Genomic DNA, 13401 nt, shown 5'->3' on the forward strand with positions numbered 1-13401 from the left:
GAGGCGCTCACGATTGAGTCGTCTGTGAATCCTGCCTGAAGAAGGAGTCCGCCTCGTGACAACAACTGCAGAAACCGGGTCCCTGTCCGTGGAGGACCTCGACCCCGAACTGTACGGGCAGATCATCAAGCCCGGCGACGCCGAGTACGACGGGGCCCGCGCCCTGTACGCCGGCGGGATCGACCACCGGCCCGCGGTCATCATCCGGCCGGCCGACGCCGCCCAGGTCTCACGGATCGTCACGCTCGCCAGGGAGACCGGCCTGGAGCTGTCCGTCCGCAGCGGCGGGCACAGCGGTGTGGGCCACAGTGTCTCCGACGGGGGCATCTGTCTCGACCTGGCGGCGATGAAGGCCCTGGACATCGACGTCGAGGGCCGGACCGCGTGGGTGCAGACCGGCATGACGGCCGGGGAGTACGCCGCCGCGACCGGAGAACACGGCCTGGTCACCGGATTCGGGGACACCGGCACGGTGGGCGTCGGCGGCATCACGCTGGGCGGCGGCGTCGGCTACCTCGTGCGCAAGCACGGCCTCACCGTGGACGACCTGCTGGCCGCCGAGATCGTCACGGCCGACGGGAAGATCCTCCAGGTCGACGAGGACAACCACCCGGACCTGTTCTGGGCGATCCGGGGCGGGGGCGGGAACTTCGGCGTCGCCACCCGGTTCAAGTTCCGCCTGCACGAACTGGCCGGCATCCACGGCGGCTTCCTGATCCTGCCCGCGACCCCCGAGGCCATCGTCGCCTTCGTCGCGGAGGCCGAGGCGGCCCCCGAGGAGCTGTCCACGATCGCGAACATCATGCCGGCTCCGCCGATGCCGTTCCTGGCCGAGGAGCTCCACGGCACGCCGGTCATCTTCGCGATGATCTGCTACTCGGGCCCCGACGAGGACGCCGAGCGGGTTCTCGCACCCTTCCGGGCCATCACCCCGCTGGCCGACATGGTGGAGCCCATGCCGTACTCGGGCATGTATCCGCCCGAGGAGGAGGAGATGCACCCCATCGCCGCCTCCGCCAACATGTTCATCGACTACGTCGACCTCGCGGTCGCCGAGAACATCGTCCGGCGCATCGAGTCCTCGACGGCGCTGATGGCCGCGACGCAGCTGCGGGTCCTGGGCGGCGCCATGGCGCGGGTGCCCGCCGACGCCACCGCGTTCGCCCACCGCCAGAGCCGCATCATGGTCAACCTGGCCGCGATCTACGCCGACCCCGCCGAGGCGGACCGGCACGCCGCCTGGGTGGCCGACTTCGCCGCCTCGCTCAAGCAGAGCGACGACGGCGTCTACGTCAACTTCCTGCTCGACGAGGGCGAGGAGCGGATCCGGGCGGCCTACCCGGGCGGCGCCTACGAGCGGCTGGCCGAGATCAAGGCGAAGTACGACCCTGCCAACCTGTTCCGTCTGAACCAGAACATTCCGCCCGCAACCGGCTGACGGCGCCTGGCTGCGCACGTACGGAGAAGCGACGTAGAGGCGCCGGCGGTTAAACACGAAGTGGAACCCGAACCCCCGAACCCCTGAGCGCGGTGGCGCCTCTACCTGCGCTCGGCCGCGGCAGAAAGGAGCATCCATGCACACGCCCACCGCGGAAGAGGCGAGCATGCGAGCCGGACGGCGGGAATGGGTCGGCCTGGCCGTGCTGGCTCTGCCCACCATCCTGATCGCCCTGGACATGAGCGTGCTCTACATGGCGCTCCCCCACCTCAGCGCCGATCTCGGCGCCACCAGCCTGCAGCAGCTGTGGATCATCGACATCTACGGCTTCATGATCGCGGGACTCCTGGTCACGATGGGCAACATCGGCGACCGGATCGGCCGCCGGCGGCTGCTGTTCATCGGCGCCACGGCGTTCGCCGCCGCCTCGGTGCTGGCCTCCCTCTCCACCAGCGGGGAGATGCTCATCGCGGCCAGAGCCCTGCTGGGGGTCGCCGGCGCGACGCTGATGCCGTCGACGCTCTCCCTGATCTCCCACATGTTCAAGGACCCGAAGCAGCAGTCCGCGGCGATCGGCGTGTGGATGGGCTGCTTCCTGCTCGGCGCGATCCTCGGTCCCGTCGTCGGCGGGGCGATGCTGCAGTTCTTCTGGTGGGGATCGGTGTTCCTGCTGGCCGTGCCGGTCACCGTCTTCCTGCTGGCCGTCGGGCCGAGGACGCTGCCCGAGTTCCGCAACCCCGACGCCGGCCGGATCGACCTGCCCAGCGTGGTGCTCTCGCTGGCGGCCGTCCTGCCCTTCATCTACGGCCTCAAGCAGATCTCGCGTGAGGGCGTCGGCCCCCTGGCCGTGCTGGCCATCGTCGCGGGCGCGGTCTTCCTCACGGTCTTCCTGCGCCGGCAGTCCAGGCTGGCCAACCCGCTGCTGGACCTGAGCCTGTTCCGCAACCGCACGTTCAGCTCGGCCGTGGCGATGACCGTCTTCGCCGGGTTCCTGTCCGGGGCGTACCTCTTCGTCTACATGTACCTGCAGCTGGTGGAGGGGCTGACGCCGCTGAGCGCCGCGCTGTGGACGATCCCGATGGGCCTGGCGACCCTGGTCAGCCTCCAGGTCGGCCCGCTCCTGGCCCAGAAGTACCGTCCCGGGTACGTCATCACCGGAGGGCTGGTCCTCGTCGCCGTCGGCTACGCGCTGGTCGCCCAGGTCGACGGCGAGGGCAGCCTGGGCCTCCTGGTGCCGGGCCTGGTCGCGGTGTCGGCCGGCATCGGCCCGGCGGCGGGGCTGAGCGCCACCTTGATCATGACCTCGGTGCCGCTGGAGAAGGCCGGCGCCGCGGCGTCGGTGAACGAGACCTCCGCCGAGTTCGGATCCGCGATGGGGGTGGCCGTGATCGGCATGCTGGGCATGTCCGTCTACCGCTCCCAGATCGACGACACGATGCCGGCCGGGATCCCGGCCGACGCGGCGGCGGCCGCCCAGGAGAGCGCGCCCGGGGCCGCGACGGCCGTGCAGCAGCTCGGCGGCGGTCAGGCGGCCGCGGAGCTGGCCGAGGCGGCCAACAGCGCCCTCACCAGCGCACTGAACACGACGGCGTGGGCCAGCGCGGCGATCATCGTCGGCCTGGCGATCCTCGCCGTCACCTCGCTGCGGCACGTGTCCCCCATGGGCGCGGCCGCCGAAGGGCCCGTCGAGGAGCTCGACGGAGAGCTCGACGGAGAGCTCGACGGGGAGCCCGCGAAGAAGCCCGCAGACGAGCCGAAGGAGGTGGATGAGCAGCCCGCGCTCTCCGAGAGATGAGAACCGGCACCGGGGCGGCCCGACCAGCGGCCGTCCCGGGAGAAAAGGCGCCGACCCGCTCGGCGCCTTTTCTTATGCGCGCGCTTTTCCTCTCCCATTCACGGTGAATTCGGAACGGAGGTCACGCAATGGAGGAGTTGCGCCGTCCGAGCCGGTGTTGCGATCGTAACAGAGGTGATTGAGGGAGGATTTCAGTGACGACTGCCGCGCCGCCTCGGACGCAATTCAATGATATAGACCGGGGACTGGTCCGCCGGATCCTGTTTTTTTATCAGGACGGCGTGATGCTCTCTTCCGCGATCCGCGCGCTCGACGCCCTGGACCTGCTGGACGCGCAGGGCGGGAGCGACCGGCTGGACACGGGATACGTCCGCGTCGCCTGGCGAGCCCTCGCCGGCGTCGGCTGGCTGGACGAGAAGACGCTGGAATGGACCGAGGAGGGCCGGGCCGCGCAGCGGCACCGCGAGCGCTACGCCGCCGGCGGGCGGTTCCTGGCCCGCTTCACCGACAACGCCCCCGACTCCTGGGAGCACCCCTGGGACCCCGCCACCGAGGCGGCGTTCTCGGACCTGCTCAGGGCGCACGAGCACTGGCGGGCCGCCGCCGACCCCGCGGACATGGTCACCATGCACCTGGACGGCGTGCTCGCCGTGCCCGCGCTGCTGTCGCTGCGCGGTTCGGGGCGCCTCCGGCGGCCCGAGGGCGACGCCGCCCGGCTGCTGGCCATGATCGGCTGGCTCGACGGGGAGGGAGCCTGGACCCCGCTCGGGCTGGCGGGCCTGAAGATGGTCGACCACCTCGGGATGGTCGGCTCCTACCTGCCGATGCTCGCCCGGCTCGAGGACCTCTGCCGCGGCGACCTGCTCGTGCGGCCCGGCGACGGCGAGTGGCACTGCCAGCGCCGGCTCAACGTCGAGGCCAGCGCCGCCGCCCACCGGCGCTACTTCGCGGAGGCGGACCCGGTGTTCGCGGAGATCCTCGGCCGCGACCCGCGCCCCTCGTTCATCGCCGACATGGGCTGCGGGGACGGCAGCTGGCTGGCCCACCTGCACAACCTGTTCGGGGACAGCGTCCGCTACGTCGGCATCGACGCCAGCAGCGTCGCCCTCGACTCGGCGCGGGCCGTGCTCGAGGCGGCCGGGGTGCGCGACCCGCTGCTGCTCCTGGGCGACATCAGCGACCCCGACGCGCTGGCCGGGCAGCTGGCGGCCCACGGGCTGGCGATAGAGGACGGGCTGCACATCCGCGCCTTCATCGACCACGACCGCACCTACCTCGGCGGGGAGCCGCGCGACGACGTGCCGGGCTGGTCGTCCGCCGCCTACGTGGGACCGGACGGCCGCGCGCTGAGCGCCGCCGAGATGGAGTCGGACCTGGTCGCCCACTTCCAGCGGTGGGTGCCCCACGTGGGCAGGCACGGGCTCGTCATCCTCGAGGGCCACTGCGTCCCGCCGCACGTGACCCGGCGGCACCTCGGGGCCCTGCACTCGGTGGCCTTCGACGCCTACCACGGGCTGTCGCACCAGTACCCCATGGAGTACCCCGCCTTCACGCGGTGCCTGCGCCTGGCCGGGCTCCAGCCCGTCAGCCACCTCGAACGCCGCTACCCGACCACCCGGCCCTTCGTGGCGGTCTCCCTCAACCGCCTGATGCCCGTGCAGCCGCCGCCGCCGCGGATCTCGACGGAGCGCCGGGACACCTGGCGGCCCACCCCGGACATCGATCTCACCGACGGCGAGAGCCTGCACCGGCTCCTCTACACCGACGGCGACCTCGCCCACCCGCGCAGCTGGAGCTCCGGCGCCACGGGCATCGTGGTCCGCGACACGCTCCGGGCCATCGAGGCGCGGATCGAAAGCGTCCGGCCCGGTGAGACCGTCCGGGTGCTCGACTACGGCGCGGGAACCGGCCTGGCCTCGATAGAGCTGATCAAAGCCTGCGTCTCGCACGGCGTCGAGCAGCGCCTGGCCGACCGGGGGGCCGCCTTCGAGCTGCACCTCGTCGACATCCCCACCACCTGGTTCGCCAAGGGCTACGAGCTGCTGGGCGAGAACCCGTGGACCCGCTTCCACGCGCTCCGCGTGGACGGCGCCTTCCGCCCGCTGATCGAGGTCATGGGCGGCGAGCAGGTGGACGTGGTGATGGCCAACATGGTGTTCCACCTCCTCACCGACGATGCCATGCGGCACGCCGTGGACTCCATCGCCGACGTCCTGAGCCCCGGCGGCCTGCTCTCCTTCAGCTCACCCGACCTGGGACCCACGGGTCCCTACGCCCTGCTCTTCCACGACTCCAACCGCCTGCTGCGCCAGTACTGGCTCGCCGCGCTCGACTCCCCCGCGCCGCACGCCCTGGCGCCCGTGCTCGGGGAGGCGGTGGCGCGGGTACGGCCCGGCGTCAGGGAGGCCGCCCAGCGCCGCGCAGACAAGCGGATCCTGCCCGTCCCGCAGACCCGGTCGTCGGTGTCCGCGGCGCTGGCCCCCCGCTTCCGGGGGGTCGTCGAAGAGCGGACCTACGAGATCCTCGCGGAGGAGTCCCTGATGACGGCGCTCGTCCCCGCCAACCAGGCCGAGTACCTGTCGGAGATCGACGACCAGGGCCTGCGCGAGGCCGTCATCCACCACCTCATGCGGGAGCGCGTGCTCCCCGAGCTGATGAACGGCCCGGCGGGGACCGCCCTCGGACTCAACATCGAATGGACGATCGGCCGGTGCCGGCGGATTCGATGACGAGCGCATCCACGAAGGTGTCACCGCCGTACCCGAAAGCGATAGTCGATTAAAGAGTGCGGCCGCGAACGCGGGGCGTGCGGCCGAAATCACACGATTGATCCGCGACTCCGAGAAAGTGCCGTCCGATGGTACAGAAAACATCTCAGCAGGACGTTTCACCGAATGTGCAATCGTCCCGCCTCGAAACCCTCACCGGAATGCGGTTCGTCGCCGCCCTTCTGGTGTTCCTCACCCACGCCCTCCTCGGCGGCGCCCTGTTCGCCTCCAACTTCCAGTACGAGTACACCGAGTGGATCTTCCAGGGCGGCTGGGCCGGACTGGTCTACTTCTTCGTGCTGAGCGGTTTCGTCATGACCTGGGCGCGCCGGCCGGGTGACAGCGCCCCGACGTTCTGGCGGCGCCGCGCCGTGCGGGTCTTCCCCAACTACTGGACCACGCTGGTGGTCTACATCGCGGTGCTCGGCCTGGTGCTCAGCACCCCCATCAACGGGGGGACCGTGGTGGCGCACGTCCTGGGGCTGCAGGCGTTCATACCGGACCTGATGACCCGGGTCGCCTTCAACCCGCCGACCTGGTCGCTCTCGGCCGAGCTGTTCTTCTACCTGTGCTTCCCGCTGCTCATCCGCCTCGTCGACCGGATCAGGCCCGAGCGGCTGTGGGCCTGGGCCGGCGGGGTGGTGGCGGCCGCCTTCGCGGTGCCGCTGCTGGCCCCGGTGCTGCTGCCCGCCTCCAAGCCCATCGAGGGCTTCGGCTGGCCGGAGCTGGAGATGTGGGTGATCCAGCAGTTCCCGCCGTTCCGGATGCTGGAGTTCGTCTTCGGCATCCTCCTGGCCAAGATCGTTCTCAGCGGCCGGAAGATTCCGGTGAACCTCGGCACCGCCGTCGCCCTCTTCGCCGTCGTCTTCGCGATCGCTCCGCTGATCCCCGAGCGGCTGAACATGGCGGCGATCCACCTCGTCCCGGTCGGCCTCATCATCGCCGCGGCGGCCGTCAGGGACGGCCGGGGCCGTACCGGATGGCTCGCCAGCCGTCCGATGGTCGCGCTCGGAAACCTGTCCTACGCCTTCTACATCTGGCACTACATGGTCATCGTCTACGCCCGCCCGCTGTTCGGGACGCCGGAGGGCTGGAGCACGCCCGTCGGCTGGGCCATGCTGGGAGTGATGATCGCGATCACGCTGGCCATCGCCTGGGTGCAGTTCAAGCTGGTCGAGGAGCCGATGTTCCGGCGCTTCGCCACCTCCCGGCGCAAGCGTCCGGCGCACTCGGTCCCGGCGCGGTCCGTGGAGGAGCACGAGGGGGAGAAGGCCCTGCGGTGAGGGCCTGACCGCCACGGGGAATCACCACGGAGAAGGCGGTGACCCGGTCCTCGCGACCGGGTCACCGCCTTCGTCTTCCCGTCAGAGGTTGCCCAGGCACAGCAGCAGGGTCCGCGCCTCGACGCCGAGGTAGTAGCTGTGCCGCTGCAGCGCCAGGAGCTGGTCGAACGCGATCCACGCGAAGTCCGGCGGCACCGGCAGCGGGAAGTCGTCGCCCGCCTCCACCACGAGGTAACGGGTCTCGGCGTGGAGGAAGCGCCCTCCCTCCTCCGACTGCACGACGTCGTAGCGCACGCCTTCGCGCGCCGACAGCACGTAGTCGAGGAACTCCGGGCGCCGGTCCGCCGGGGTGTCCGCGTGGTCGTCCATCGCGAACCGCACCGTGGGACCGAGCTCGATGGTGTCGCGGTAGCCCGGCAGGGCCTCCGCGCGCACCAGCGCGTGCAGCCTCCCGCCGATGCGCCGGACCACGAGCCCCGCCAGGGTCAGGCCGTGCGGCGCGAGGAGCGGCTGCTTCCAGCTGGTCACCTCGCGGGTGCGGGCGTGGACCCGGACGCCGACGATGCTGAAGTGCCTGCCGTCCTCGGCGAGGATCCGCCCGGCGTCCCGGCGCCATCCCACCACGGAATCCAGCGGGACCAGCCGGGCGGAGAGCTCGTGGTGGCCCTTGCGGCCGGTGAACCAGCTGAGGATCTCCGTCATCGTGTGCAGGCCGCCGGGCTCCGGGCCGTCGCCGGCCGGAGCGCCGCCGCCGGCGCTGAGCAGGCACGCGAGAACCGTCCGCGCGTCCATGTTCATGACGTTGGGGAGCTTGAGCAGCTCGCGGATCTGCCCGAGGGTCAGCCAGCAGAAGTCCTCGTGGACGGGCACGTCGCCGGTGACCTCCACGACGACGTTCCGGTTGCGCTTGAGATGGAACCAGGCGCCCTGCTCCGACTGCAGGACGTCGACGAGGACCCGGCCCATGCCCGGCTCGGTGAAGTACTCGACGTAGCGGGCGCGCCTTCCCCGGTGCACCTGGGTGTAGTTGCTGGACGTCGCCTGGACCGTGGGCGACAGCTGCACCATGTGGAGGTTTCCGGGCTCCATCTTGGCCTGCATCAGGAAGTGCAGGACGCCGTCGAATTCCTTGGCGATTATCCCCAGGATGGCGATGTCCCGCTGCACCAGAATGGGCTGCCACCATTCTCTGGTGTGCCCGTGGTTCGCCTGGACGTGCAGTCCCGACACGCTGAAGAATCGGCCGCTGCGGTGTTCCAGGTTCCCCGTGTCCGGGGCGAAGTGCCAGCCGTCCGGCTCCGACAGCTGATCCAGCGTTATGCGTGTGCTCTCGAACGGCTGGTTTCTCTTCTCGGCGAGCCAGTCGTCGATGTACGGGCTCACCCGGGACTCGGTCGTCAGCGCCGAGGCGGTGATACGGGCGGCGAGGTCGGCAGGCGTGCCCATGCTGAGTTGGTGGAGTCGCGCAGGCAACGTGGGGCTCCCCATTGAGTGGTGTGATTTCGTGCATTTTCCTACGTTCGGATTTTGTGGCGCATCTTGTGAGTTGCGGAGTGGAAAAAGGTTCACAGCACCGCAGGAGATGCGTCGCCGACGCGCCGGTTGGCAGGCTGATATGGCACCGACACGCCATATTTCTGAGGTGGGTTACCCATGGAATTCCTGTCTGATCAGGGAAATACCTCGGCCGCGGTAATCGGAATGGGCTATGTGGGATCGCCTATCGCGGCGGTGCTCGCCGAGCAGGGCGTGAACGTCGTGGGAATCGACGTCGACCCCGAACTGGTGGCCGGTCTCGCGCGACGCCGCTGCGCGTTCAGCGAGCCGGGGCTGGCGGAGCTGCTCTGCGACGGCCTGGACTCCGGTCGCCTGAGCGTCAGCACCGACTACGACCTGGTGGCCGGCGTGGACGTAGTGATCATCTCGGTGGGCACGCCGGTCCGCGGCACCGAACTCGTCGACGACTACCTGCGGAGCGCGTGCGCCGAACTGGCCAAACGGCTGCGCAGGGGCCAGCTCGTCATCCTCAAGAGCACGGTGCCGCCGGGGACGACCAGGGACGTGGTCGTCCCGCTGCTGGAGGAGAGCGGCCTGGTCGCGGGGAAGGACTTCGGACTGGCCTTCTGCCCCGAGCGGCTGTCGGAGGGCCACGCCCTGCGCGAGCTGCGGACGTTCCCCATCATCGTGGGCGGGCTGTGCCGCGAGAGCGCGGCGGCCGCGGCGCGCTTCTGGCGGCGGACGATCGGCGTCGAGATCATCAGCTGCGAGTCGCCGGAGAGCGCCGAGACGGTGAAGCTGGCCAGCAACTGGTGGATCGACCACAACATCGCCATGGCCAACGAGCTGGCCAAGCTCTGCGGCGCCCTGGACGTGGACGTGCTGGAAGTGATCAGCGCGGCCAACACGATGCCCAAGGGCTCGGGGAACGTCAACATCCTGCTGCCGAGCGTGGGCGTGGGCGGATCGTGCCTCACCAAGGACCCGTGGATGGTCTGGCGGGCGGCCCGGGACCGCGATGTCCAGCTGAACACGATCGGCGCCGCGCGGGAGGTCAACGACTCCATGCCGGGCTACACCGTCGATCTGATCGTCGAGGAGCTGGCGAAGTCCGGCAGGCGGCCGGACGGCGCGAAGATCGCGGTACTGGGCGTCGCCTTCAAGAACAACACCGGCGACCTGCGCGCCACCCCGGCGCTGCCGGTCGTGACCATGCTGCGGGAGGCCGGCGCGGAGGTGGCCGTCTTCGACCCGCTCGCGGACCCCGGCGAGGTCAAGAAGCTCTTCGACCTGGTGCCGGTCCAGACGGCGCGGGAGGCGCTGGCCGGGGCCGACTGCATCGCCGTCCTGGCGTGGCACGACGAGTTCACGGAGATCGACTTCGTCGCCCTGCGGGACCTCGTGGCGCCGGCGTGCGTCATCGTCGACGGCCGTGCCTACTATCCGCGCAGCACCATCGAGCATCTCCGGAGGCACGGGTACGCCTACCGGGGGATCGGCAGGTAGCGGCGATGGCACGAGTCGTGGTCACGGGCGGGTGCGGGTTCCTGGGCAGCCACCTCGTCGACGAGCTGGTCCGCCGGGGTGACGAGGTCGTCGTGTTCGACGGCGGGGCGCCGCCCGGCGGGTCCCCGTCGCCCGCCGTCCGGTACGTCAGCGGGGACATCCGGGACGCGGCTCAGCTGGCCGAGGCGGTGACCGGCGGCGTCGACATCGTCTACCACCTGGCCGCCGTCGTCGGCGTCGACCGCTACCTCGCCAGCCCGGTCGACGTCATCGACATCAACCTCCTCGGCACCCGGAACGTCCTGGACCTCTGCGCCGGCGTGGGGGCGAAGGTCGTCGTCGCGAGCACCAGCGAGGTCTTCGGCAAGAACCCCGCCGTGCCCTGGCGGGAAGACGACGACCGGGTGCTGGGCAGCACCGCCGTGGACCGGTGGTGCTACTCGTCCAGCAAGGCGCTGGGCGAGCACCTCACCTTCGCCTTCGTCCGCGACCGCGGGCTCAGGGCGGCCGTCGTGCGCTATTTCAACGTGTACGGCCCGCGGCAGCGCCCCGCGTTCGTCGTCAGCCGGAGCATCCACCGGGCCCTGAACGGACAGCCGCAGGTGGTCTACGACGACGGCGGCCAGACGAGGTGCTTCACCTTCGTCCGGGACGCGATCGACGCGACGATCACCGTCGGCGCCAGCGAGGCCGCCGACGGCGAGTGCTTCAACGTCGGCAGCTCGGTCGAGACGACGGTGGCCGAGCTGAGCGCGATGGTCGCGGAGCTGACGGGCACCGGGGCGGCGGTGCCGGTCCGGACCCGGGAGCATCTCGGCGACCGCTACCAGGACCTGCGCAGGCGGGTGCCGGACACCGCCAAGATCAGGCGGATGCTCGGCTGGCGGTGCACGACGGACCTGCGCGAGGGACTGGCCAGGACCATCGAGTGGGCGCGGCGGAACCCGTGGTGGCTCGCCCAGCCCGACAGCGGCGTCGGGCCGGGCGACGCGGGGCCCGGCGGCACCGGAACGGACGGCGAGCGGCCCGGCGCCGGGTCGGGGGACAGGCCGTCCGTGACGACGACAGTCTGAGGAGAAACCGCATGACCCTGCCCGGCACCATCCGGACGGTCTCGACGCGCGAGGTGTACCGCAACAGGTGGCTGTCGTTCCGCGAGGACGTGGTGGAGCGCGCGGACGGCACCCGCGGCATCTACTCGGTGGTCGACAGGCCCGACTACGCCGTGGTGATCGCCGCGGACGGCGGCGGGTTCCACCTGGTCGAGCAGTACCGGTACCCGATACGCGGGCGGTACTGGGAGTTCCCGCAGGGCTGCTTCCCCCAGGGACGGACGGGCACGGCGGAGGAGCTGGCACGCGCCGAGCTGGCCGAGGAGACCGGGCTGAGCGCGGCGTCGTGGACACCGCTCGGCAGGCTCTTCGGCTGGCACGGCGCCAGCGGGCAGTCCTTCACCGTGTTCCTGGCCACCGGCCTGAGCGCGGGCGTGCCCCAGCGCGAGCACGAGGAGCAGGACATGCGCCACCGCTGGGTCTCACGCGGGGAGTTCGAGCAGATGATCCGCGCGGGCAGCATCCGCGACGATTCCACCGTCGCCGCCTACCTGCTGCTGCTGATGCACGAGCGGGCCGGGGAGGAGCCGGCCGTGAACGGCCGCATTCATGGAGATGCGCGGCCCACGCACCGCTGCGACGGTTAGCTCATCCCGCCATGTCTGACCTGAGACAAGGAGTGCCGATGGGCAAAATGATCAATGTCGTGCAGCCGTCGCTGGGCGAGCGCGAGCTCGCGGCGGTGCGGGAGGTGTTCGAGAGCAACTGGGTCGGCCGCGGTCCCCGTACCGGCGAGTTCGAGGCGGCCTTCGCGCGGCATCTCGGCGTGGGCCGCGAGCACGTCACGTCGGCCAACTCGTGCAGCTCGGCCACGTTCGTCGCGATGGAGCTGCTCGGCCTCCGGCCCGGCGACGAGGTCGTGCTGCCGACGGTGAGCTTCGTCGCCGCCGGCAACGCGATCGCCGCCCGCGGCGCCCGGCCGGTCTTCTGCGACGTCGACGAGCACACGTTGAACCCGAGCGCGGCCGACATCGAGGCGGCGCTGACCGAGCGCACCAGAGCCGTGGTGATCCTGCACTACGGGGGCCATCCGGGCGCCGTCGCGGAGATCGCGCAGCTGTGCCGGGACCGCGGCGTCCATCTGATCGAGGACGCCGCCCTGGCGATCGCCTCCACCGTGGACGGGCGCGCCTGCGGAACGTTCGGCGACATGGGCGTGTGGAGCTTCGACCACGCCAAGATCGTGGTCACCGTGGACGGCGGCATGCTGTACGTCCGCGACCCCGAGCTCGCCGCCCGCGCGCCCAAGGTCGCCTATCTCGGCCTGGAGCCGCGCGCCGCCGCGTCCGCGTCGCCCGCGTCCTTCCACAGCGGCTACGACCAGGCGCTGCGCTCGAAGACCCGCTGGTGGGACTACGACGTCGTGTCGTTCTCCGGCCGCTCCACCACCAACGACGTGCTGTCGGCCATCGGCGTCGTCCAGCTGGACAGGCTGGGGGAGTTCATCGCCCGCCGCCGGGAGGTCGCCGGGGCCTACGACGCGGGCCTGGCCGGCCTGGCCGGCGTGCGCGTGCCGCCCCCGCTGCCCGCCGGGCACACCTCCTCGTACTTCATGTACTGGCTGCAGTTCGAGGACGACATCCGCGACGAGATCGCGCGCGACCTCTTCGAGCGCGGCATCTACACCACCTTCCGCTACCCCCTCATGCACCAGGTCAAGGCGTACGGCTCGGACGCCGTGCTGCCCCGGGCCGAGGCCGCGGCGGCCAGGACGCTGCTCCTGCCGATCCACCAGTCGCTGTCCGACGCCGACGTCGACCGGGTCGTCACCGAGGTGCGCGCCTGCGTGACCGCCCGGCGCCGCCGCACCCGGGCGGCCTGACGGGACCCGCCGTCCGGCCGGGTGGAGGGACCGGCCGGACCCCCCGGCGGGGAACCCGGCCGGACTCGGGGTTCTGGCAGAAAAGGCTCCCTGACCAGGTAAGACTCCCTGACCAGGCAAGGCCCCCAACCAGGCAGGACTCCCTGGCCGGGAAAGGTTCAGAGCCTGACCAGGAGATCC

Annotated in this window: 9 protein-coding genes; 8 read left to right on the forward strand and 1 reads right to left on the reverse strand. The window is 70.9% G+C overall.

Features of this window, described 5'->3' with window-relative positions; genetic code table 11:
• The first annotated feature begins 55 nt into the window (after nucleotides 1–55).
• The 4 genes from Plo01_RS09480 (at nucleotide 56) to Plo01_RS09495 (ending at nucleotide 7284) form a co-directional block, all read left to right on the forward strand.
• Complete coding sequence (locus Plo01_RS09480; protein ID WP_203890137.1) at nucleotides 56–1438, forward strand: FAD-binding oxidoreductase; 1383 nt, start codon at nucleotides 56–58, stop codon at nucleotides 1436–1438.
• A 136-nt stretch (nucleotides 1439–1574) separates the two neighbouring features.
• A complete protein-coding gene (locus tag Plo01_RS09485; protein ID WP_239316059.1) occupies nucleotides 1575–3233 on the forward strand; it encodes an MFS transporter in 1659 nt (552 codons plus the stop codon).
• Nucleotides 3234–3517: 284 nt separating this feature from the next.
• Nucleotides 3518–5962, forward strand: a complete 2445-nt coding sequence (locus Plo01_RS09490; RefSeq protein ID WP_239316092.1) for a class I SAM-dependent methyltransferase — start codon at nucleotides 3518–3520, stop codon at nucleotides 5960–5962.
• Nucleotides 5963–6162: 200 nt separating this feature from the next.
• Nucleotides 6163–7284, forward strand: coding sequence for an acyltransferase family protein (locus Plo01_RS09495; RefSeq protein WP_203890139.1), 1122 nt, complete (start codon nucleotides 6163–6165; stop codon nucleotides 7282–7284).
• Between the two features lie 81 nt (nucleotides 7285–7365).
• On the opposite strand, the gene Plo01_RS09500 is transcribed toward Plo01_RS09495, so the two are convergent.
• Nucleotides 7366–8730 carry an NDP-hexose 2,3-dehydratase family protein gene (locus Plo01_RS09500; protein ID WP_203890140.1) on the reverse strand — a complete coding sequence of 455 codons (1365 nt, stop codon included), beginning with the start codon at nucleotides 8728–8730 and terminating at the stop codon, nucleotides 7366–7368.
• A 207-nt stretch (nucleotides 8731–8937) separates the two neighbouring features.
• Between Plo01_RS09500 and Plo01_RS09505 the strand changes: the two genes are divergently transcribed.
• Genes Plo01_RS09505 through Plo01_RS09520 form a run of 4 tightly spaced genes read left to right on the forward strand, consistent with a single transcriptional unit; the run spans nucleotide 8938 to nucleotide 13221 of the window.
• Nucleotides 8938–10287, forward strand: coding sequence for a nucleotide sugar dehydrogenase (locus Plo01_RS09505; protein WP_203890141.1), 1350 nt, complete (start codon nucleotides 8938–8940; stop codon nucleotides 10285–10287).
• A 5-nt stretch (nucleotides 10288–10292) separates the two neighbouring features.
• Nucleotides 10293–11360 carry an NAD-dependent epimerase/dehydratase family protein gene (locus Plo01_RS09510; protein WP_203890142.1) on the forward strand — a complete coding sequence of 356 codons (1068 nt, stop codon included), beginning with the start codon at nucleotides 10293–10295 and terminating at the stop codon, nucleotides 11358–11360.
• 11 nt (nucleotides 11361–11371) lie between these two features.
• Nucleotides 11372–11986 carry an NUDIX domain-containing protein gene (locus Plo01_RS09515; RefSeq protein ID WP_203890143.1) on the forward strand — a complete coding sequence of 205 codons (615 nt, stop codon included), beginning with the start codon at nucleotides 11372–11374 and terminating at the stop codon, nucleotides 11984–11986.
• Nucleotides 11987–12024: 38 nt separating this feature from the next.
• Entirely contained in the window at nucleotides 12025–13221 is a 1197-nt protein-coding gene (locus Plo01_RS09520) for a DegT/DnrJ/EryC1/StrS family aminotransferase (RefSeq protein ID WP_203890144.1), read from the forward strand.
• The last annotated feature ends 180 nt before the right edge of the window (nucleotides 13222–13401 follow it).

Origin of the sequence: Planobispora longispora, from assembly GCF_016863135.1 — a bacterium.
Classification (GTDB): domain Bacteria; phylum Actinomycetota; class Actinomycetes; order Streptosporangiales; family Streptosporangiaceae; genus Planobispora; species Planobispora longispora.